22 protein-coding genes, 2 pseudogenes, 1 riboswitch and 1 other annotated feature are annotated in these 23293 nt (G+C 33.8%); of the genes and pseudogenes, 7 read left to right on the plus strand and 17 right to left on the minus strand.

All coding sequences use genetic code 11. The features are described 5' to 3' along the window. The first annotated feature begins 195 nt into the window (after positions 1-195). Positions 196-798: a DUF2441 domain-containing protein gene (locus F8162_RS22995; protein WP_151630333.1), complete on the plus strand. Its 603-nt coding sequence runs from the start codon at positions 196-198 to the stop codon at positions 796-798. Positions 799-831: 33 nt separating this feature from the next. Beyond that, positions 832-1773, plus strand: a complete 942-nt coding sequence (locus F8162_RS23000) for a nucleoside hydrolase (protein ID WP_151630332.1) — start codon at positions 832-834, stop codon at positions 1771-1773. A gap of 163 nt (positions 1774-1936) precedes the next feature. On the opposite strand, the gene F8162_RS23005 is transcribed toward F8162_RS23000, so the two are convergent. From F8162_RS23005 to F8162_RS23015, 4 genes and pseudogenes are all read right to left on the minus strand, one after another. Continuing rightward, a complete protein-coding gene (locus F8162_RS23005; protein WP_151630331.1) occupies positions 1937-2803 on the minus strand; it encodes an MBL fold metallo-hydrolase in 867 nt (288 codons plus the stop codon). Positions 2804-2876: 73 nt separating this feature from the next. Next, a complete protein-coding gene (locus tag F8162_RS23010) occupies positions 2877-3338 on the minus strand; it encodes a DUF6843 domain-containing protein (RefSeq protein WP_225990188.1) in 462 nt (153 codons plus the stop codon). Continuing rightward, positions 3314-3424, minus strand: a pseudogene (locus F8162_RS29140) (DUF2185 domain-containing protein); the annotation flags it as partial. The gene F8162_RS23010 and the pseudogene F8162_RS29140, both read right to left, overlap by 25 nt. Before the next feature lie 49 nt (positions 3425-3473). Then, a pseudogene (locus F8162_RS23015) lies at positions 3474-4259 on the minus strand (class I SAM-dependent methyltransferase). Positions 4260-4392: 133 nt separating this feature from the next. Between F8162_RS23015 and F8162_RS23020 the strand changes: the two are divergent. Then, positions 4393-5130 (plus strand): ZIP family metal transporter, encoded by a 738-nt coding sequence (locus F8162_RS23020; RefSeq protein ID WP_151630329.1) that lies wholly within the window; start codon positions 4393-4395, stop codon positions 5128-5130. A gap of 50 nt (positions 5131-5180) precedes the next feature. On the opposite strand, the gene F8162_RS23025 is transcribed toward F8162_RS23020, so the two are convergent. The 9 genes from F8162_RS23025 to F8162_RS23065 form a co-directional block, all read right to left on the minus strand. Further along, positions 5181-6185: an ABC transporter permease subunit gene (locus F8162_RS23025; RefSeq protein WP_151630328.1), complete on the minus strand. Its 1005-nt coding sequence runs from the start codon at positions 6183-6185 to the stop codon at positions 5181-5183. A 1-nt stretch (position 6186) separates the two neighbouring features. Further along, the gene (locus F8162_RS23030; protein WP_151630327.1) at positions 6187-7053 is read right to left on the minus strand and encodes an ABC transporter permease subunit; all 867 of its coding nucleotides are present in this window, start codon (positions 7051-7053) and stop codon (positions 6187-6189) included. 55 nt (positions 7054-7108) lie between these two features. Further along, positions 7109-8380, minus strand: a complete 1272-nt coding sequence (locus tag F8162_RS23035) for an MFS transporter (RefSeq protein ID WP_264158329.1) — start codon at positions 8378-8380, stop codon at positions 7109-7111. Between the two features lie 144 nt (positions 8381-8524). Continuing rightward, positions 8525-10408, minus strand: a complete 1884-nt coding sequence (locus F8162_RS23040; protein WP_151630325.1) for an FtsX-like permease family protein — start codon at positions 10406-10408, stop codon at positions 8525-8527. Positions 10409-10419: 11 nt separating this feature from the next. Next, a complete protein-coding gene (locus F8162_RS23045) occupies positions 10420-11187 on the minus strand; it encodes an ABC transporter ATP-binding protein (protein WP_000106429.1) in 768 nt (255 codons plus the stop codon). Positions 11188-11440: 253 nt separating this feature from the next. Continuing rightward, positions 11441-13360, minus strand: a complete 1920-nt coding sequence (gene thrS, locus F8162_RS23050) for a threonine--tRNA ligase (RefSeq protein WP_151630324.1) — start codon at positions 13358-13360, stop codon at positions 11441-11443. 303 nt (positions 13361-13663) lie between these two features. Beyond that, positions 13664-13888, minus strand: a binding site (T-box leader). A gap of 125 nt (positions 13889-14013) precedes the next feature. Continuing rightward, positions 14014-14721 (minus strand): pseudouridine synthase, encoded by a 708-nt coding sequence (locus F8162_RS23055; RefSeq protein ID WP_140392455.1) that lies wholly within the window; start codon positions 14719-14721, stop codon positions 14014-14016. Positions 14722-14907: 186 nt separating this feature from the next. Continuing rightward, positions 14908-15528, minus strand: a complete 621-nt coding sequence (locus F8162_RS23060; protein WP_151630323.1) for a YdbC family protein — start codon at positions 15526-15528, stop codon at positions 14908-14910. A gap of 229 nt (positions 15529-15757) precedes the next feature. Then, a complete protein-coding gene (locus F8162_RS23065; RefSeq protein WP_151630322.1) occupies positions 15758-16099 on the minus strand; it encodes a hypothetical protein in 342 nt (113 codons plus the stop codon). 127 nt (positions 16100-16226) lie between these two features. Here F8162_RS23065 and F8162_RS23070 point away from each other — a divergent pair, with 127 nt between their 5' ends. From F8162_RS23070 to F8162_RS23080, 3 genes are all read left to right on the plus strand, one after another. Continuing rightward, positions 16227-16802: a hypothetical protein gene (locus F8162_RS23070; RefSeq protein ID WP_151630321.1), complete on the plus strand. Its 576-nt coding sequence runs from the start codon at positions 16227-16229 to the stop codon at positions 16800-16802. Positions 16803-17011: 209 nt separating this feature from the next. Further along, positions 17012-17131: riboswitch (glycine riboswitch) on the plus strand. Positions 17132-17238: 107 nt separating this feature from the next. Further along, on the plus strand, positions 17239-18606 hold the full coding sequence (locus F8162_RS23075) for an alanine/glycine:cation symporter family protein (protein ID WP_151630320.1): 1368 nt from the start codon (positions 17239-17241) through the stop codon (positions 18604-18606). A gap of 233 nt (positions 18607-18839) precedes the next feature. After that, positions 18840-20033, plus strand: coding sequence for a S8 family peptidase (locus tag F8162_RS23080; RefSeq protein WP_151630319.1), 1194 nt, complete (start codon positions 18840-18842; stop codon positions 20031-20033). Between the two features lie 100 nt (positions 20034-20133). Here F8162_RS23080 and F8162_RS23085 read toward each other — a convergent pair whose 3' ends face one another. Both F8162_RS23085 and F8162_RS23090 read right to left on the minus strand, forming a co-directional pair. After that, complete coding sequence (locus F8162_RS23085; RefSeq protein WP_151630318.1) at positions 20134-20658, minus strand: DinB family protein; 525 nt, start codon at positions 20656-20658, stop codon at positions 20134-20136. A 16-nt stretch (positions 20659-20674) separates the two neighbouring features. Next, a complete protein-coding gene (locus F8162_RS23090; protein ID WP_151630317.1) occupies positions 20675-21439 on the minus strand; it encodes a DUF3891 family protein in 765 nt (254 codons plus the stop codon). 204 nt (positions 21440-21643) lie between these two features. On the opposite strand from F8162_RS23090, the gene F8162_RS23095 reads away from it, so the two are divergent. Then, positions 21644-21916, plus strand: a complete 273-nt coding sequence (locus F8162_RS23095; protein ID WP_001043960.1) for an HU family DNA-binding protein — start codon at positions 21644-21646, stop codon at positions 21914-21916. A 37-nt stretch (positions 21917-21953) separates the two neighbouring features. On the opposite strand, the gene F8162_RS23100 is transcribed toward F8162_RS23095, so the two are convergent. Both F8162_RS23100 and sfp read right to left on the minus strand, forming a co-directional pair. Further along, positions 21954-22496, minus strand: coding sequence for a cold-shock protein (locus tag F8162_RS23100; RefSeq protein WP_151630316.1), 543 nt, complete (start codon positions 22494-22496; stop codon positions 21954-21956). 35 nt (positions 22497-22531) lie between these two features. Then, on the minus strand, positions 22532-23281 hold the full coding sequence (gene sfp, locus F8162_RS23105) for a 4'-phosphopantetheinyl transferase Sfp (RefSeq protein WP_151630315.1): 750 nt from the start codon (positions 23279-23281) through the stop codon (positions 22532-22534). Positions 23282-23293: the final 12 nt, after the last annotated feature.

Genomic DNA, 23293 nt, shown 5'->3' on the forward strand with positions numbered 1-23293 from the left:
TGTTTAAGTCTTTGTCATTATATCGATTGTGGAAACCTCTTCGTAAGTGAACATTTTGTGAACGTTTTTAAAGCGTTATCATATATTTACTATACTTTCTATTCAAATTCTCACTTTTTTTATAAAGGTTTTATATATTTCAATGTTGAATTACTAAATTTAACATTGAATTACATTACTACTAGGAGGATAACCATGTATGAACAAGAATTTTACGCATATCACATCGTAACAAGGAAAAAAATGAAGATAGGACAAAACATTCATTTTGATAAAAATCAAACTAATATCCTATTTCATTTCTTTTTTGAAAGGGAACATTTGAATTCTAACGGTGAAGATTCTATACAAATTTTAAAAGAGCATTATACAAATGAAGAATTACATATAAAAAATGATAATGCTAAAGTAGTTATGAATTATATGGGCCAAACAATGAGAGCGGTTAGAGAAACGATTGTAGAAATGGTAAGACTACAAGAATTCCCTGAATACCCTTCAAGATTATCTTGTTTATATGCTGCAAGGAGCTATGAAAATGCTATAAAATGGAAAGCGTTATTTGATTCTTACAATCGAGAAGTTTTACAAATTGTTAAACTACGAGTAATCGGTAATTCTTTTGAAGGTGACGGAAATCTTTTACCGAAAGAAGACGGTATTCCTTTCTCTCAAAAAATTGAGCAAGCTAGAGAGTATTGGAGAGGAAACGATAGTAATGAACTCCCTGAGTTACTGATTAATGGTGAAATTGAAGTGGTGAAAATTATTGATGATTTTTCCACAATTCATATTTAATTTCTAACTAAATCATATAGGATGGAGATTACAATGAGGAAAAAAGTGTACTTCAATCATGATGGTGGTGTAGATGATTTAATTTCACTATTTTTATTACTTCAGATGGATAATGTCGAGCTTACAGGTGTTTCAGTTATCCCTGCAGATTGCTATTTAGAACCAGCAATGTCTGCAAGTCGCAAAATTATTGATCGTTTCGGCAATGGAAATATTGAAGTAGCTGCATCAAATTCCCGTGCGAAAAATCCATTTCCAAAAGACTGGCGGATGCATGCATTTTATGTAGATGCTTTACCGATTTTAAATGAGTCTGGAAAAGTTGTCACACCCGTAGCAGAAAAACCTGCACATCATCATTTAATTGAAACCCTACTACAAACTGAAGAGAAAACAACTTTATTATTTACAGGTCCTCTTACCGATTTAGCCCGTGCACTATATGAAGCACCTGTAATCGAGGGGGAAATTGAGCGCCTTGTTTGGATGGGAGGAACATTTCGTACTGCCGGCAATGTACATGAACCAGAACATGATGGAACAGCTGAGTGGAATTCGTTTTGGGATCCTGAAGCAGTAGCTCGTGTGTGGGAATCAAAAATTAAAATCGACTTAGTAACGCTAGAAAGTACAAACCAGGTTCCATTAACTATAGAGATACGTGAACGTTGGGCAAAAGAGCGAAAATATATTGGTATTGATTTCCTTGGTCAATGCTATGCAATGGTTCCCCCTCTCGTTCACTTCTCAACGAACTCTACTTATTATTTGTGGGATGTACTAACTACTGCATTTGTCGGAAACACTAATCTTGTAAAAACTCAAACGATTAATAGTATCGTTCATACATATGGACCTAGCCAGGGGCGTACAGTGGAAACTGTTGATGGACGACCTGTAAATGTAGTATACGATGTAAACCACAATGGATTTTTTAACTATATAACTGAATTAGCGAAGAAAGCTTCTACTTGAACCACTATCTATACGAAAAATAAATAGAGTGGCATCACCTCAGACGATAAACCCCATATTTAGAAATTGGTGGAAACTAGATATTTAATTATAAAAAAGAGTATTGAATTAACTTTCAATACTCTTTTTGTGCAGTTTAATTATATTTAATTAACGTTGTACCTTATAGATTATTCATTTCATAACCATTTACAAAAAACGTTATTGTTTCTAATTCATCTTCATTTAATTCTCTATCTACGTCTCGTTTATACGCTTCCTTTATATTCTCTTCATCGCCTTTATGAATTTCTGTATAAGTTCCTACTGTTTTTAGTAAATGCATTTCTTGTAAAAATTCTTCTCGATTTATAGCTGTCCCATGAGAAAGAATATAGGTTTCAGCATCAAACGCCTCCAGCTCTTCTATTAATTTAAACGTTCGTTTCGTCGTATAGTTCCACTTTGAAGAAAAGATATCTGCATATATACAGTCTCCTAAAAATAATATCTTTTCTTCCTTCACGTAAATAACAACTGAATCATGTGCATGATCTCCGCCGACATGTTTTAGCACGCATGTCACTTCACCAAGGTCTAATTCAAGTTGATCCTGGAACGTTAAGGTTGGAGGAATAATTTTAATATTTCTCGCTTTTTCTTCAAACTCTTTTTTGATGCAATCCGCGCAAAATTCAATTTCAGTACCCTCTTTTACGCGTGCGTCCAACGCTTCATCTGTCCATTTATAAGATACTAGTGTCTGCATTTCTTTTTTCGTTTCAGCATGCGCAACAGTTAATGCATTTTGTAGTACAGGTAATCCAAAAATATGATCCCAGTGCCAATGCGTGAGTGCTACGAAATCAGGGCTTGATACATTCTGTTCTTTTAGCATTTCTAAAAATAATTGTGCATGTGCTTCTGAATTCCCTGCATCAATCATTACAGTTTTTTCTTGTCCAACGACCATTCCTAATATAGGTCTATCTGTTTCAGAAACTGGTGTCATATACCAAAATGAGTTTCCTATTTTTTTTATTTGCTGCATAATTAGTTCCTCCATTTACTACTATTCTCTTCAATTTTTACTACTTGTAAATTCCTGCCATCTAACATACTAACTATTTCACTTTATTCATATACTGTTCTTGTACATGCTGCATTAAATCTCTCATCTTTTTTTCAGCCGGATGCTCTTGATCCTCTGGTACCTCTCTGCCATTGGCTGAAAATTCTTGAGAACATGCTGTACGAGTTACTTCTAAGTTTGCAAATGGAAATTCCCACGAATTTTCGCTTCTACTTCCAGTTGAAGCAAGGCGTATACAGCTTGAATCAATCTTTGTACGCTTCCCTTCCTTGTTTACTGTATAATATAAATCATTTACCGTGCCATATTTCATATTTTTTGTAGATTTCACAGCGGTACCATCAGCTGAGAAAGTAACAATACTAAACTCTTCTTCCTTCGGTAACAACTCCGCACCAGGTACGTTGTACACAACGATTAAATTCCCTTCGTACTCTTCAGGAATTAAATATATTGTATCTGTAGTTTCTTTACCAAATCTCCAACCTTTAATCTCTCCAACACTTCTGAACTAGGAAGGTAGAATGTATATGGCGCTTCTTTATTTAATTCATAAACATTATCTAAGTACCAAGACATCTTTTTCTCTCCTTAAAAGTGATTACACTCATATTTTTAGACTATCTTATTATTTCTTCCGGCAAACTACTACCATAGAATAGCAATCTTCCCCTAACTCATTTCCTTCCCAATCATTATATATATGTAATAATTCAAATCCATTCGCTGCTAATAATCTTTCTAACTCTTGCGGATACGTATAGCGAAGATCAATCGTTGTTTTCAGTTCTTCTACTCGCACATCCCCCTCATAAAACCTTCTTGTTGTTATGTAGTGCTGTACTTGCTGAATTGAATCGTATGTCATTTCAGTATATAGATCACATTTCCTTCCCCTTTCATCCCTAATAGCTGTCCAATATTCTTCTGTAGATGGTTGTATTAATTCTTCTTTTGAAGGAAAACGTGTATCGAATATGAATATACCATTCTCAGCTAACACATGATGAATAGATGTTAATAGCTTATTTTGATCTGTATTCGTAAGAAAGTGCTGAAATCCATGGCCAACCATAAATGCTAACGGAATCGTTTCTTCAATCTTCAATTGTAAGCAGTCTTGTTGTAATCATTTTACTTTTTTACACTCCATAGATTTTCTCTTCGCTTCAGCAAGCATGCCTTCATGTATATCTACACCGATCATTTGATATCCGTTTTCAATAAAGGGAATGGTAACTCTGCCTGTTCCACAAGCAATATCTAGAATCCATTCATTTTGTATACTTAGTTTTTGTGCCCATGATAGTAAGAACGGAAAATCTGACAAACTTTTATTTTCCACATCATATCGTTTTGGGTTTTCATATTCAGATAGACTCCATTTTGTTTGCAATTGTATTCCCCATTTCATTTCCACTTAAGTTTAATATATAAATTATAACGAATTATTAGTTTTTTCTCTATAATCAAACACAATTACTTGGACTAATCTAACTTTCCTTTTCGTAAGCTAAAAATAAGTGGAAGAATCGGAGTGTGATACGATGGAACGATTATGGATTCCTATGATAGTTACATTTTTTTCATTCGGTGGATTACTATTAGGCGGTGCAGTCGGCATTGCTACGCGCCAGCTAATTGAAGAAAAAATGCATCGTTTATATGCATTTTGTGGCGGAATTTTGCTTGGACTTTTATCTCTTGAAATTATTCCTGAAACATTTTCAAGCTTTGAAATAATTGGGCCTATACTTGGTATAGCTATCGGTATTTTAGTTATGAGCTTATTAGATAACTATTGTCATCATCCAATGATACATAAAAAAGATCAACAAGCATGGCAAACTTTCCTTTTTCTCTCTTTCGCTATATTTATTCATAATTTACCGAGTGGATTTGCTTTAGGTACAGCTTTTATCAATCATGCTGACTCTGCCATTCCTTTTTTAATAGCAATTGTCGTTCACCATATTCCTGAAGGATTAGCATTAATTATTCCCTTTCTCTTTACAAAACATAAATATATTTCCTTTTTATTAACAACTTTATTACTTTCAGTTATTCTCGGTACCGGTACTGTTTTTGGAATTTTGATGGAAGGAAAAGCTCTTCATCTACAAGGTCTCATTATGGGAAGTGCTATCGGTTCACTTGGCTATGTTACAATTCATGAAATGCTTTGGAAAGCTAAGAAACAACTCTCTTCCCTTACATTTTTAATGTGGGCAACTAGTGGATTTTTACTAATAACAATGTTCACTCTATTTGCTGGACACCACTAAATCAAACGAAAAAAGAAAGCTGAGAACAATTTGTCTTCAGCTTTCTTTTTTTATTTTTGTATCTCTCTATAAAAAGAAAAATCATTCACATTATTTTGTACTCGTTTCTCTTCCTTTACCTCTTTATCCTTGCTCTTAGGTATTTTTATATTTCCTAGTTTAATCGCATCTTGCATACTATTACTAACTAGATTTCCCGCTAAAATTGTCATACTATAAAAAGCAATTGGTATAAGTACAATCCATGTATGTGTAGTTAAATGGCGGAAGTTTTGACCAATTAGGCCCGTCCATTCTTTTGTTACACTATCTGGATCCATTCCACTAAAAGTTATTGTTCCACCAAAAAATAATTGCAACAACCCAAGGTGTAAAAGAAGTAATAAAGTACTTACAAATTGTTGAGCTACTAATAAAAGAAATGATGGTAACATATGCGGCCATATATGGTGCTTCAACCTATGCCACTTACTTCCGCCGAGCACAGTAGCTGCCAACATAAATTCTTCTTTCTTAATACGCTTTACTTCTTGCGCTACATACAACATAACTGTTGGCACAGCAAGGCATACAAGTACTATAATTTGAAATGCCACACGCAAATATAACGGCACAACTTCTGCTCCACTATCAAACGTTAAAACTTCATTTAACATAAAATAAGAAATCATAACCATCGGTACAATACTAAAAGGATCAAAAAAGGATGAAATAACTGGAAAAGAACGTTTACCATACATACCAAGAAGTAAACCAATTCCCCCTCCAACTATAACTCTTAATATCGCTATAATGATACTCGCTCCAACTGTCCATTTCGCGCCTTCTATTATTAATTGAACAAGGTCGCGGCCTTTCACATCACTTCCAAACCAAAATTTACTTGATGGTGAAAATGGGGCTGCCTCTAGTTCCCCTTTTTCGTTATACATCATCGTAAGTTCACGAATATTCCCATCAAAAAACACCGTATATCCAATACTAACAATCATTAGTACACTCAAAAAAGTAATACCTATCCAAAATCTCACATCTCTTTTTACAACTTGCCACATGTTACACACGCTCCTTTATCACATTTTGTAAAAGCGTATGTAATATACGAAATAGTATAAAAAGCGGTACGTATAATATTACTAGACTCACTGTAAATATTTCTAATTTAGAATTTTCTTTTACAAAAACAAACATTCCATATGTATTGAAAATCCATTCGATAATATATAAATTTGAAAGCATAAATAAAATATTTGTTTTCGCATAATAAATTGTCGTCAATAAAACATTTCTTGAAATATGATGTGTCAAAATATGCCGTAAGCTTAATCCTTTACTCTTGGCAAACAAACTATATTCTTTCTCTAATTCTTCTTTAAATCGTAATAACAAAAGTTTAATAAACAATAATGTTGTTGGTATAGTAAGGCATATAATCGGTAACAAACGTATTCTTTCTTCCCCTAATCCAGCTAGTTTGACCGGCATAAATCCTGTTTTTTGAAACATAATTACGACAAGAAGTTGTGATAATAAAATAAGTAATATATCCGGTATACTCTCAAGCGTAAGAAAAATCCCGTTCCACATTTTCTGTTTCATATGAGAACGCTGTAATACCAAAACGACAAGTATATACGCTATAAGCAAAGATAATAAAAAAGCTGAGAGAAATACAATCATCGTTTCAATATAATGAATCCATATTTGCGGAAACAATTTTCTTGAGTTCCGAAATCCATATGTAATTTCACCTGGTTGAAGTAACTTCCCTCCAAGAAAGACAATCGTGTTCCAAAAACCAATTAAATCAATTTGCAATCCTTTAAATAAACGCGGTAGCGCACCTAGACAGATTATACATAAGATTGCAGCTACTAGTTGTAAACAAGTAATCCCACACCATTTAACAATTCGCATCAACATAACGATTTCTCCTTACCATCCGATAGAATATTCAGAAATCAAAAAGCCACATATATTACATCTCTTCAGCTATACCTTGCACCCGTTTCTTCCCACTAGGTAAAATGGCTTGATATAAACACGTAACAAAAAATAATAAACCAAATAAAATAATAAACAACGTATCTGCACGAATCCATTTCGGGAATAACATGGCTATCGCACCGAGAGATAACAACTGGAATCCTGTCGTTAATGGACTAAGTAAACTTTGAACGCGTCCCATGAATGACTCTTCTACAATTTCATACATCCAGCCCATTATTGCAACATTAATAAACGGTAAAAAGAAAGTCGCAAAAGCGATACATACATAAAAAGACCATACGTGATTTACAAAGTAACACATACCGAAGAACACACCTGATCCCGCCATACCAAATACAATAATAGATTTTGGTGCATATTTCTTACCTATACTTGTTGCTATTATACTTCCAATTAGTAATGAAATCCCTCCAACTACACCGCCTACCATCGCTAAACTTTCATACGTTGCTGGTGCTAATTTGTATTTTAATATGTAAGTTGTTGATACGCTTAAAATACCATTTAATAATCCAAAAACGATAAATCCTAAAAGTAATTTTTTCAAAGTTTCATTTTGGTATATATACTTGATCCCTTCTTGAAACTCTGTTATTAACATCTTCAAATTAACTTCTTTCCATTTTGTTCTACCATTTGGCAAACGAACTTTTTCTGGAATGGACATCGTTTGAATCAAAATACCACTCATAATAAAGGTGAGCGTATTTACTAAAATGCTCCCGTATATTCCAAAAGTCCAGTACACCATCGTTGCAATTCCTACACCAAATAAAGCATACAAACTATTTACCATTTGATTAATCCCAGCTGCTGCACCGTATTGGTCTGATTCAACTACTCCCTGTATCATCGACTGTTCTGATGGAGAGAAAAATTGTATACATGCATTTTCTAAAAATAAAAATATAAAGACGAGTATAATCATCCCATAATAAAGTGAAATTAGGATTCCAATATTACAGAGCGAACAACATATGTTACTTACTGTACAAATACGCTTTCTATCAAAACGATCCACTACTGTCCCTACTAATAGAAAAAAGATTAATGCAGGTAATGCGATCATAATTTGTGTCATCGTTGCGTAAACTGGTTGTTTTCCGTATTGATCTAACAAGTAAAACATTAAAGAAATTCCAGCAATCATAGAACCGAGTCGCTCTAAAATATTTGCTAGAAAAAAACGTGCATACACTTTGTTGCGAAATAACTGTAGCATTTCTTTCATACTTCGTATCCTTTCTCTCGACAAAATAGTATTATTTTAGTCATTTCTTGGAAGTTACATTATATTTTTCGACCATTATCCAATCTTTTCCTTCTATATAAAGAACATTACAAAAAGACTCTTGTCTTTTATACAAGAGTCTTTTTCCTTTAACTATTTCGCTACTTCTTCTTTCGGCATTACCATACCTTTATAAAGCTGAACAGTAATCCAATAATAGATGAAATAAATGACTAAGAAAATCCCTATTGGCACCCACACTTTCACAAACGGGTCAACCAATATAAAGCTGAATAAGTTAAGCCCTACTAACACGTGGGAAATTCCAATAATCGCTGGGAAGATAAATAAATATGAAATCTCTTTATAAATACTTTTCGTTAACATACTACGTCTCACGCCAATTTTTCGTAACATTTCATAACGGCGTACGTCACGAGAAGCACCTGTTAATATTTTGAACATAAGCGAACTTGCCATCATTGCTAAAAAGGCAATTCCGAGGAAGAATCCCATAAACATTGTTCCACTCATGAAACTGTTCATAAACTGATAAATTGTCATTTTTGTATATAGTTCTACTTTTGTACCTGTTGTTGTTTCAATTAATTCTTTTTGCCTCTTATCTATATCGAGCAACAATGGTTTATATTTTTTCATATCATCTACTTTTGCTAATGTTACACTATGTTCCGTTCCTTGAACTGCTTTGTAGTGTTCTTCATCAGCAATTCTTACAGGTTTTCCGTTAAACTGATTATGTGTAATTTGTATTTCTCTTACAACTGCATCTTCCCAATCTCTTGGCATACGAGGAAGCTTATTCGCTGCTTCGGGAGCTTCCAAAGCAGAATATACAGGTTCAGTTAAAGGTTCAGCCACACGTTTACGAGCAGGCTCTTTTAAAGTTTTTGTATCAAAGTGATCGGAAACGAGTGGTGGTTTCGCAGTTAAGTCGTTACGTAAGTAATACACCGCTTCTCCATCAACTTTATACTTATACTTGCTTTCTTCCACAATTTCCATTTCTTTTAAGGATGCTTTATCTTGATCATTTGGATCATGAATTACAACATCATATACACGAGAAAAGTCTGTCATAATACCTACATTTTTTTGAAACGCCATACCTGCAGTCATTGCACCTGCGCCTAATGCAATTAACATCGCTACAGTACCTAATACTCTCGATAAACTATTTACGCGAAAGCGTAGCTGAGCATATGTAAAACTATTTAAGCCCGTTTCATTTCGTTTTTTATTCCCTTTAATCTTCATCACAAAAAATGGGAGCAATGAACTAAAGATAAAATATGTTCCAAGTGTTGTGACGATTGTCGCTATAATAAAACCAAGTTCAGCAAACATTTTTATATTTATCATAAAGTAATACCCTGTACTTACTAGTAATACACCAAGTACTGTCATTATAATAATGCGAGTTTTACTTTTCTTTACTTCATCTAGTGTTTCATCTTCACGAATTAACTCCAATTCTGTTTTACGTAATAACCGGATGCTATTCATTAAACCAGTAATAAAAAATAGTATTAAGAAGAATATAGCTGTAACTATGATTGCTGGTGTATATACAGATGAATAACTACCTTTTGCTGAAATTTCCATACCATTCATTAAAAAGTTTCCTGCTACACTTGCAAGTAACATTCCTACTAAAATACCGATAATAATACTGACAATACCCATACCGAATGTTTCAATAAATAATAACTGTGCTACTTTTTTCTTTTTCGCGCCGAGCATCATGTACATACCGAGTTCTTTTCTTCTTAATGTGAGTAAGAACGAATTGGCATATATAATATAAAATACAGTAATGAAAGATAATAGTATGGCACCTACCCAAAATACGAGTCTAATGCTACTAATAAGACTATTATCCTTGGTAAATTCACTATTCATCGCCATCGTTTGGAACATGTAGAAGATACTAATACTAATAACGAGACCAATAAGTAAAACCATATAATCTTTTAACATCTTTTTCATACTATGACGTGATAATTTGAATAACATAGTCTCGCCCCCTACTTAGACTCAGCAGCTGAGCCCATATGAGCGAGCACACCTAAAATGTCTTGATAGAAATTTTCTCGTGTTCCTTGACGCTTTAGCTCTTTATATAGAAGACCGTCTTGAATAAATAATATACGCTCACAATAACTCGCACTAAATGCATCGTGTGTAACCATCAAAATACTTACATTGTGATTTTCATGTAAATCTTGCATCGCTTCTAATAAGCTTTTTGCATTTTTACTATCTAACGCTCCTGTCGGTTCATCTGCTAATACGATTGCTGGATTATGTACTAAAGCTCGAGCTGCCGCTGTTCTTTGCTTTTGTCCACCAGAAACAGCCGTTGGATATTTTGTTAAAATTTCAGTAATCCCTAATTTCTTCGCAACCTCATTCACCTTTCCAGTAATCTCACTTGAAGGCACGCCTTGCAAAGAAAGTGGTAAAGCGATATTTTCATAAATTGATAAGTTTTCTAGTAAGTTAAAATCTTGAAAAATGAACCCTAATTTTTGAGATCGAAAATCTGATAATGCATTCCCCTTCATAGAAGTAATATTTGTACCAGCTATTGTCACACTTCCACCTGTCGCTTGATCCAATGTACTAATCACATTAAGTAAAGTCGTCTTTCCAGATCCAGAAGGACCCATAATCCCTACAAATTCCCCCTCTTTAATACTTAATGACACACCCCTTAATGCTTTTGACTGATTCTCATTTCTTTTCCCATACGTTTTTTCTACACTTTCTACAGTAACTACATTTGTTGACATCTCTTTCACTCCATCCCTTTTGTATAAAATTAATTTCTCACATATTTCTTATCTTTTTCTCATGTAAACCCTTAAGAATTTTTTAATTTTTCAATTACTAAGGATTACACAGGTAACGTAAACCTTTTTCCTATTTCATATTCTCACTTTTCTACAACTCGTTCCTTCGATTTCGCTTACATTTACCTTACATTTTTGTAAGGTAAAAAGAGAAAACACACCATTATGAATTGGTGTGTTTTCTCTTTAAACGCTACTTCCGATTATTTATTTCCTCTTTCATACCTTCCACAAACACATCTAGTTCCATTACATCTGAATTTTCTTCCCCATATTTACGCACATTTACAGCTCCATTCTCCATTTCCTTATCCCCAATAACAAGAACATAAGGAATTTTTTGCATTTGTGCTTCTCTTATTTTATATCCTAATTTTTCATCTCGTACATCTCGTTCCACACGAATACCAACTTGTTCTAATTTATCTGCAACCTCATCTGCGTATTGTACATGCACTGCATTTGAAACTGGAATTACTTTCACTTGAACTGGTGCTACCCAGGATGGGAACGCGCCTCCAAAGTGCTCAATTAATATTGCCAGGAAACGATCTAAAGATCCTAATACTGCTCGGTGAATGACAACTGGTCTTCTCTTTTCATTCTTTTCATCTATATAATTTAAATCAAACTTCTCTGGCATTTGGAAATCTAGCTGGATTGTTCCGCACTGATGACTTCTATTTAAAGCATCTTTAATGTGGAAGTCAATTTTCGGGCCGTAGAATGCACCGTCACCTTCATTTAGTCTATATTTACAATTCAATGAATGTAATACATTTGCTAACGCTGCTTCTGCTTGTTCCCACAACTTATCATCACCCATCGAATCTTCTGGACGAGTAGAAAGCTCTACTTCATATTCGAATCCAAAAGTTTTATAAACGTAATCAATTTGCGCCATTACTGATTTAATTTCATCTTCAATTTGTTCTGGAGTTACAAATAAATGAGCATCATCTTGGCAGAAAGTACGAACTCTTAATAATCCATTTAATGCCCCGCTAAATTCATGTCGATGTACTTGACCGAATTCACACATACGAATCGGCAATTCGCGATAAGAGTGCAATTTATTTTTGAACATTAACATATGACCTGGACAATTCATCGGTTTTAATGCAAAACTCTTATTATCTACTTCTGAGAAATACATGTTGTCCTTGTAGTGTCCCCAGTGTCCTGATTTCTCCCATAATTCTTGGTTCATCATAAATGGAGTACGTACTTCTTGATACTTATACTCTTTTTGAATTTCTCTTAAAAATGCTTCTAATTCATTTCGGATAATCTGTCCTTTCGGTAAATAAAATGGCATTCCCGGAGCCTCTTCTGAAAACATAAATAACTCCAGCTCATTACCTAATTTACGATGATTTCTTTTTGCTGCTTCTTCAACGAAATGTAAATACTCTTCTAAATCTTTTTGAGAAGGGAACGCAACACCATATATACGCTGAAGCACTTGATTGTTACTATCCCCTCGCCAATATGCACCAGAAACGTGAGTTAATTGGAATGCTTTTAAATAGCCTGTTGACGGTAAGTGTGGTCCTCTACATAAATCTACAAACTCCCCTTGTTTATATAGTGTCACGCTTTCCCCACTAGGAATCGCTTCTAACAATTCTAATTTCAGGTGATCATTCATCTCTTGAAACAGTTTTGCTGCCTCTTTTCTTGAGACTTCAATTCGTTCTATTTTTACATTTTCATTTATAATCTTTTTCATTTCTTTTTCGATTTTCGGTAAATCTTCTACGTTTACACTACTTGGAAGGTCCATATCATAATAAAATCCATTTTCAATAACAGGGCCTACTCCAAGGTTTACATTACCATACATTCTTTTTACAGCTTGCGCTAATATATGTGCAGCGGAATGTCTTGCAATTTCTACTCCTTCATTTGAATCTATAGTAACGATTTCTACTTCCGCATTTTCTTCAATATTGCGGCGTAAATCATATAACCCATCATTTACTCTCCCTGCGACTGCTTTCTTTTTCAAACTACTGCTAATGGATCCAGCAATTTCTTCTAAAGTAATTCCTTTTACAAATTCTTTAACGCTACCATCTGGAAATTTAATTTCAATCATCTGTTCTTTCATTTTTCATCTCTCCATTTCATAATAAAAAGCACACTCATCCCTAAAATAGGGACGAGCGTGCTTTTACCCGTGGTTCCACCCAGATTCCCATCACATAATGCAATGGCTTCTTTTACGGTAACGTCGTTTACACGGCACTAGATACTTAGTTTCCCCAGTGCAGCTCTAAGGTGGTAAGTTATTTTTCTGCGTTAGGAAGTTCTCAGCTTTCCTTCCTTCTCTGTATAACCGGATAAAATAACTCGTGTCCTTTTCTTCGCTTATTATGAAATTGAATGCAAAAAAGCATATTCATCCCTAAAAATTAGGGACGAATATGCTTATATTCGTGGTTCCACCCAGATTCCCATCACAAAAAAACATAATGGCTTCTTTTGCGATAACGTCGCTTACACGGCACTAGATACTGTATTTCCCTAGTGCAGCTCTAAGGTGGTAAGTTATTTTTCTGCGTTAGGAAGTTCTCAGCTTTCCTTCCTTCTCTGTATAACCGGGGAAAATAACTCGTGTCCTTTTCTTTGCTTTTATAAGTACATCCATTAATTGTAATTCACTATATCTTATTCATTTTATTTTTGCAAGTGTTTAAAAAAGATTTTTTATTTAATAAAAAAAGAAACCAAAAATAGATTTTTGGTTTCCCCTTCTCAATTTTACCAATCTTGTGGTTCGTAATTTAAGTCTGAAAATAGACGTCGTTTCTCTTTCTTCGATAAATCTCTCCACTGTCCGACTGGTAAATTATTCAATTCAATATTCATAATTCTCGTACGTTTTAACGTGTATACTTGATAACCTAAAGCTTCACACATACGACGAATTTGGCGATTTAGCCCTTGTGTTAAAATAATTTGGAACTCATATTTTGATAACTGTGTGATCTCACAAGGAAGCGTTTTTGTCCCTAAAATTTTTACACCAGCTGCCATTTTCTCTAGAAAATCAGGTGTAATTGGCTTATCTACTGAAACGATATATTCTTTCTCATGTTTGTTTTCAGCACGTAAAATTTCATTAACGATATCACCATCATTTGTTAATAAAATTAAACCGTCTGAGTCTTTATCAAGACGTCCAATGTGACTAATTCGTAATGGATGATTCACTAAATCAATAATATTACCTTTTACAGCTTTTTCACTCGTACATGTAATACCTACTGGTTTATTTAAAGCGATATATACGTGATCTCGAGCAATACGAAGTTGCTCTCCATTAACACGTACATCATCACCTGGATTTACTTGGTCACCAATTTTTGCAACCTTACCGTTAATAATTACTCTTCTCTCATTAATTAATTTATCTGCTCCACGTCGAGACGCTTTTCCAGCTTCACTAATAAATTTATTGATACGCAAATTAGGCACATCCTTTTCTAAACAAAATTTCAAGCTCACACTGCTTCTACCGTACAATACATAAGGGTAAGCCTTCTATTATAACTTAAATATATTAACATGAAAGGGTATAGAACGTCTTCTATTAATTACTCGTTTATAAGAAAATATCTTTATTATACATTCATTTATGCACTTTTTCTGCGCTTAATATACAAGCCATTCTTCCTTACATATAGCTTGTTTACCTCTTATATCTTCTATCTCTTCATGAATATTAGCTAGTTTATACAACTCAGGGAAAATCTCTTCTACATAATTTTGATGCGCCATTTCATCTTTCCAATAAGTTACCACGATGTAACGATTTTCAATTTTTAAAGACTTCCCAACAACGCCAGCTAACATTCCTTTTGTATTTTTCATTCCTTTATTCCAAATTGTTTCTTGTTTATGTAAAAACTGCTTTTCCATTCCCGCCATTACATCACATATAGCAACTCTTACAAATGACCCTTCTGTAACAATGCCTTTCAAAGGCATATCAGTTATATCATACAATGTTTGAAACAATTCAATTTCACATGAAAGAAATGTATCCTCTTGATTACTATTTAAATAAATGGTATCGTGAGCAGCATTCATAAATGATTGATACGCACTTCTATCTTCCCATAAAGTAAATACACATGCCTCATCCTCATACCATCCACCAAATTGCCCATGAAATCCATCTAGATGCTGTATAGCTTGCCATTTTTCTTGTGCTTTTGAAAATAAGTCCTTTTTCTCTTCTTCTACCTTACAGTAGATTGTTTTTAGTAACATTTTTAATTCCCCCTCTAGAATATAATATAATTTATTTTCTTCTCACAATATTTAGTTCACATAATAATTTTATAATCCCCTAATACTCTTTATAGACATATAGAACTAATCATATTTATCACTACATCTATCAAACCATCTATCTATTTTAATTTCAAATAATTTAGAATACTAAAAAGATGTAACACTTAATGAATTACATCTTTCGCTAATCTCTCTTATTCATCTTTTACTCAAATACATAATACGTAAGTTCTCCCGGATAATGTAATACATTTACCTTCCGCTCTCCTTTTTTAAAACTAACAGTATGCCCGTTTTCCCCTAAGTTCTCCCATCCACTTGCCTTTGTAATAGACATTACACTTATATATCTATAATACTCTTCCTTATCATCGTTAATATGGATTGCTGACATTGGTACTGGAAAATCTTCAATTTTAGATTCTTTGTCTAAATATATAAGTGTAAATAAACCAACTAATAACACAGCCGTTGAAATATTTGAAACTATTTTTCTTCTATTCATTTTCACTAAAAACCCTCTCTTCTCACATATAACTTTCATCATTCTACTAATATTAATTATTTATGTATAGAAAAAATATAATTAAAATCAATTCCAGACTATTTTCTCTATCATTAACAATATTATTGTTATATATTACAATTAAAAGATTCTTTGGAGGTATTACCCGTTGAAGAAATTATTTTTTAATAAACGGACAATAATTATTTCTATTTTTATTATTACCTGTACGATTTTCTACGCAATTAAAGATAAAAATAATAACGCAAAAACTACCGTAGAAACAGTTGATACAAAAAGTTTTAAAACTAAATTAAAACCAAAAATTGATGAATTAACTACAAATTATAATGACATAATCGAAAAAGATTGGTTGCCTGCCTGGGAAGAAATTAACACGAGCGGAGATTCAGTAGATAGAGATAAACTATTAGTTACAATGAGTGCTGTTTCCAAACAATATGAAAACATTATGAACGAAATAGATACTTTGAAAATTATAGAAAATATATCAGAAGTACAAATACAAGAACAACTAGTTTATTTCACAACTGAATTTAAGGCTGCTTCTAAATTTATGAAAAACGCGGCAGATTTAATTATAGACGGAACCAAAAACTCTACTCTAAACAGTGCAACAATTGAAAATACTAAACATGCTTTAGGCCTTGCGGATCAACATATTGTCATTGCTTTATCTACTTTAACTGAAGTTGAAGAGAAATTAAGACTTGCAAAAAAATAAAACTGTTTACTATTTTAAAGTAAAAAAAAGATTGCAATTCACATTTTGTCTGTCTATAATATTTTTATTGATTTACAATCAATGCTTTTATAAATTTTATAATTCGGATGAACCATTCAGGAGAAGATCTATTGATCTACCGACGGGGCAAAAAGTTGTAAAACCAACTTTGAAACTCTCAGGTCTTGGTTACAAGTAGAACTGCATGGGGACGAACCTCTGGAGAGACTCCCTCTCGCTTTATATAGCGCGGAGGAAAACGAGCACCGAAGGAGCAAATCCGCTACTATTGCGGATAATCTCTCAGGTAAAAGGACAGAGACAAGCGAAAGAAAATGCCGATTTGTATCGGTTTATTTTTCTATCCCTTGTTTCTCCAGAGACCATTTCATTTTCTTGAAGTGGTTTTTATTTTTTCATAAAAAGGAGAATACAGATGGAGACAGTAAGTACAGTATTAGAACAACTCAATCACTATGTGTGGGGATTACCAACGTTGTTGTTACTCGTTGGTACTGGTATCATTCTCACAGTGCGTTTAAAAGGTTTACAGTTTAGTAAACTATTATACGCTCACAAACTAGCTTTTAAAAAATCAGAAGATACATCTTCCTCTGGAGATATTAGCCACTTCCAAGCACTTATGACAGCTATGGCGGCAACGATTGGTATGGGAAATATAGCTGGTGTTGCAACTGCTGTGACGATCGGTGGTCCCGGTGCAATCTTTTGGATGTGGATTACTGCTTTGTTCGGAATGGCAACAAAATATGCCGAAGCCATTCTTGCGGTGAAATATCGTGTTAGTAATGAAAATGGTGAATATTCAGGTGGACCAATGTACTATTTAGAACGTGGTTTAGGTAAGAAATGGCTTGCTGTTTTATTTGCGATATTCGGTACAACTGCTTCTTTCGGTATCGGTAATATGGTGCAATCTAACTCAGTTGCAGAGGCAATGCGAATTAATTTCTCTTTCCCTCCTGCTTTAACTGGTATACTAATGGCATTTTTAATCGCAATTGTTATTTTAGGCGGTGTAAAAAAAATCGGGAAAGTGACGGGATATGTCGTTCCTATTAAAGCTTTCTTTTATATCATTGCTGGTCTTATCATTATTTTCTATCACTACGACCAAATTCCAGAAGCATTTTCACTTATTTTTTCTGGTGCATTTAATGGTACGGCAGCTGCTGGTGGTTTTATTGGGGCAACAGTTGCATCAGCTATCCAAATCGGAATGGCGCGTGGTGTATTTGCGAACGAAGCTGGTTTAGGGAGTGCACCAATTGCGGCGGCGGCAGCAAAAACTGATTCGCCTGCAAAGCAAGCTTTAGTTTCAATGACTGGTACTTTTCTAGATACATTTATTGTATGTACAATTACAGGACTAGTATTAATTACTACAGGTGCTTGGAAATCTGGTAAAACTGGTGTTGAAGCTACAACACTTGCGTTCCAATCTGTATTCGGTACTGCTGGTAGTATGATTCTCGGTATCGCTATAATTTTATTCGCCTACTCTACTATTTTAGGCTGGTCGTATTATGGAGAAAAATGTGTAGCTTATTTATTCGGAGAAAGTGCTGTTAAATATTATAAAGCAATCTTTATCGTCATGATTGCAATTGGTGCTAATTTAAAGCTAGGAATCGTATGGACATTTGCTGATATTGCAAATGGACTTATGGCAATTCCAAACTTAATTGGTCTAATTGGATTAAGTAGTATTGTTGTTGCTGAAACGAATCGCTTTTTACAAGCAGAGAAATTGAAAGAAAACAATAAAAAACAGGCAAGTTAATCTATGAAAAAAGGAATGACTCATACATGATGAGCATTCCTTTTTTTATCCCCTCTTTTACTTAATTACTTTCATTAAAAATATATTTATATCAATGTTTACTCCTTTTTATTCCTCCAATAGTTTTTCACATAAATGTCATAAATCGTATGGTCTAACTATATAGTTGAAAAGGAGTGCAACATTAAAGTGCCGCTGAAAAAACTCATCCAAGAAAAGGGAGGAAAAATCTTTTGAAAAACAAAATCATTGTTTTCCTATCTGTTTTATCATTTATTATTGGTGGTTTCTTCTTTAACACGAATACTTCAAGCGCTGAAACATCATCTACTGATTACGTTCCTAACCAATTAATCGTTAAGTTCAAGCAAAATGCTTCTTTAAGTAATGTGCAATCTTTTCATAAATCTGTCGGAGCTAATGTCTTATCTAAAGATGATAAGTTAGGTTTTGAAGTCGTTCAATTTTCGAAAGGTACTGTAAAAGAAAAAATAAAGAGTTATAAAAATAATCCAGATGTAGAATATGCAGAACCGAATTATTACGTTCACGCCTTTTGGAATCCAAACGACCCATATTTTAAAAATCAATATGGATTGCAAAAGATTCAAGCTCCACAAGCTTGGGATAGCCAACGAAGTGATCCTGGTGTAAAAGTAGCTATTATTGATACAGGAGTTCAAGGCTCACACCCTGATTTGGCTTCGAAAGTAATTTACGGGCATGATTATGTTGATAACGACAATACATCTGATGATGGTAATGGCCATGGTACACATTGCGCTGGAATTACTGGAGCACTTACGAATAACAGTGTCGGAATTGCTGGTGTTGCCCCACAAACTTCAATTTATGCTGTCCGCGTATTAGATAATCAAGGAAGTGGTACTCTTGATGCTGTAGCGCAGGGTATTCGAGAAGCTGCTGATTCGGGTGCAAAAGTAATTAGTTTAAGTTTAGGAGCTCCAAATGGTGGTACTGCATTACAACAAGCCGTTCAATATGCATGGAATAAAGGTTCTGTTATAGTTGCAGCTGCTGGAAATGCTGGAAATACAAAAGCTAATTACCCTGCTTATTACAGCGAAGTGATTGCAGTTGCTTCTACAGATCAATCAGATAAGAAATCTTCATTTTCTACTTATGGTAGCTGGGTAGATGTTGCAGCACCAGGTTCAAATATATATTCCACATATAAAGGAAGCTCATATCAATCATTAAGTGGTACATCTATGGCAACACCTCATGTTGCAGGAGTCGCTGCTCTTTTAGCAAATCAAGGATATAGCAATACACAAATCCGCCAAATTATTGAGTCTACTACTGATAAAATTAGTGGTACAGGTACGTACTGGAAAAACGGTAGAGTCAATGCATATAAGGCTGTACAATTCGCTAAGCAATTACAAGAAAATAAAGCTTCTTAAGAAATAAAGCAAAACTTTAATCAGTCGATCTATCATTAATACGAAATAAAATAGAAGGAGAGACTTCTACAATTAAAGCCTCTCCTTCTTACAAACTATATTACTCCCCCTGCTTTTTAACCATATGTAAATATAGTACAAAATCCATCATTGTCGACGAATGACCAAGTTGACGGATCATCGCTGTTATATTTCCTCTATGATATGTACCATGATTTACGACATGTTGCACTAATTCTAAAATTGAAGTTTCTAATTTCCCTACATATGGATTCTCGATAACAAATACAGCATTCACGTCTTGTATTGTAATTAAAAAGTCTATATATTGTTTTGCCATGTTTTCAAACATTTTTTCTAATTCATGTAACGATTTATTCTCGATTTCTGTTCGTAAGCTTTCTCGGTCTTGTATTGCTTCATTCATACTTTTACCATGCAATATATGCAACCACACTTGATCTGTAATATAAATATGCGCAAAAGTATCCTTAATTGATGGGAATACGCTCTGTATCTGTTCCTTAAAAATCGTCTCATAGTTTGGTAATTCTTTTAGTCGATTGAACAATCGTGTATTAGCCCAAGCATGGTAATTCACCTGTTTTAACATGTACTCTTTCAATCGTAATCGCCCCCTATTATATGAAATGAATGGTTTGTTTCTTCATTTCTGATTCTCTATCAGCCTTTGCAATCCCTTTTCCTTCAATTTCACGTTTATTTATAGTTTTATATTTTACATACGTATGAAATTCCGTTTGAAATGGAAACGGTGTGATCCGAATTGTTTCCTCGTCCACCCACTCTGCTTGAACAGGTTTCTCCTCCTTATTATTAAACATTTCTGTTCCTTCAAAACCATCTTTAAACAAATCAATTTCATCTTTCTTTTCTACACCAGGTTTATTCATACATACGTATAAAGAAAGTTCATCGCAAAACTTTAATAATCTATAATGTTTATCGAACATCGCAAATTGTTCTTTTGTTAACGTTTTCAATATTCTTTTTTGTCGTTCCAATTCCCCTGTATAAAATGAAAGCATCTCTTCATCTTCCTCATTTAATGGAAATGATAAAAAATGTTTACTACAAAGTAATGCGCCGTATGGATTTGAATCTTCAATTTCATTCAAACCAATCGTATAAAAAACAAAGCGCAATGAACTTGGACAATCCATAAATGTATATGGAATATTTTTAGCATCATTCAAAATTGGTACTTTATCAAGTTCTATCCATCCTCTATCATGCTCATATATTGCATCAATTGTCTCTTTTAAGTATGTTTCATCTTCAAAAAAATCTTCTTTTATATGCTTTGCAATCTCTCCAGCTAAAAAACCATGATCATGTTGACGAATTAATATACTTTCTTTCTCATTCTTTTCACGAAAAATCATTCATATTCTCCCCCTCATTCTCATATTACAGCGTTTTCTATACATCAATTCTTAATTAATCCCTAATTATTAGCAGGGATTCAGTCTCTTACAACGAAATTAACATAACTATATAGTATTCTTTCTAACCATATAAATAGCTTTCTCTATACTATCCATTATACTAAAACATTCAATCTAAAAAACTTTTTATGAGGTGAAAACATGAACAAAACAGAATTAGTTAAAAACGTGGCACAATCCGCTGATATTTCTCAAAAGGAAGCTTCTGCAGCGGTACAATCCGTATTTGACACAATTGCTACTGCATTACAATCTGGTGATAAAGTTCAATTAATCGGCTTTGGAACTTTTGAAGTGCGCGAAAGATCTGCTCGTACAGGACGTAACCCGCAAACTGGCGAAGAAATTCAAATCGCTGCTGGTAAAGTTCCAGCATTTAAAGCAGGTAAAGAGTTAAAAGAAGCTGTGAAATAAACAAGAAACCAGCCATTTTATAGGCTGGTTTCTTGTTTTATTTAAGTAATTCCTTTATATTCTCAGCATGATACACTTCACAAATATAAAATATGCATTTGCAATTACTTACAATTTGATATTTTCTAGTTGGATACACATTCGCCGTAACAGAGCATCCATCAAACAATTCAATAATATTCCCAGATGGCTGATATCCTTCGTATAGTACGTTTCTTCTTACTTCCATCTTTTCTATAAGTTTTTCAACTGGAATGTTTCCACTCTCTAACTCACTCTTAATTGTATTTGGTAAAAACGAAGTGTCCGCAAAAATTAGATTCTCAGATAACACTTTTCCTTTATAACTAACATTGGATACACGGTAAAGAAATGTTCCGTTTTTATCAAAGAAATTCTTTGCTTCTTTCGGGATGTACTGTCTATCAATTACCTCTTGTTCGAGAACATCAAACTGAACTGTATCATTCAAAAGCTTTTCTAAAGCATGAATAGACGATATATCTCCAGAAAATAAAATATTTTTAATTGCTTGTACATTATAAGTGAATTCATTTGTTCTATTTTCCGCTACTAACATGAGGAACACCTCTTCTATAAGATATTTTATTAAACCTATTTATAATTTAAAAGCGCTACTGCGTCTAACTGTGTGATTTTAGTTACTTCTTTACTAAATATTGCAATAGAAGCCAAATAATCTATACTTGGTCTTATATCTTCCATCATTGTATGTTCTACTAACTCTTCTCTATCCTTAAAAACCAACAAATTTGGAGGATCATTTGGAGCTGACACGGTAATATCCATTGGTGGAATCATTAGCCCTTCACCTGTTCCTTTTAACACTGCTTCTTTTCGAGTCCAATATGTTAAAAAACCTTCAATTTTCTGTTCATCTCGTAATTTCATAATTTGTGCTATTTCAATGTCCGTTAATATACCCTCTGCCATTTTCATAACATCTACATTTGGATTTATTTGTTCAACATCAACGCCTACAGGTGCAGATTTTGTAAATGCAACAACAACCCACTCACCCGAATGAGAAACAGATAACTGCGGCATGCCTTCTGGTAATTGTGGTCTGCCATGTTGTAACTTACATACTGGGCACATTCGATCAATAGGTACTTGAACTGGCGACATAGAAAGTATCTTTCCAAGGACTAATCTACTAATTACACAACCTATTATAAATCGTGCACGATCTGCCGAATGGTGATATGAATTTGCTTTCTCTCGTTCAACGCCATTTAGTAAATTGTAATGCCATGATTGTAAATCTGAAATTCTTCCCCACCATATTTGACAATCATTCTCATTAAGAGTTGGTATAGAATCTACAACTTTACTTTCTATCATGTAAACTCTCCT

The organism is Bacillus sp. CH140a_4T (assembly GCF_008923725.1).
Lineage (GTDB): Bacteria > Bacillota > Bacilli > Bacillales > Bacillaceae_G > Bacillus_A.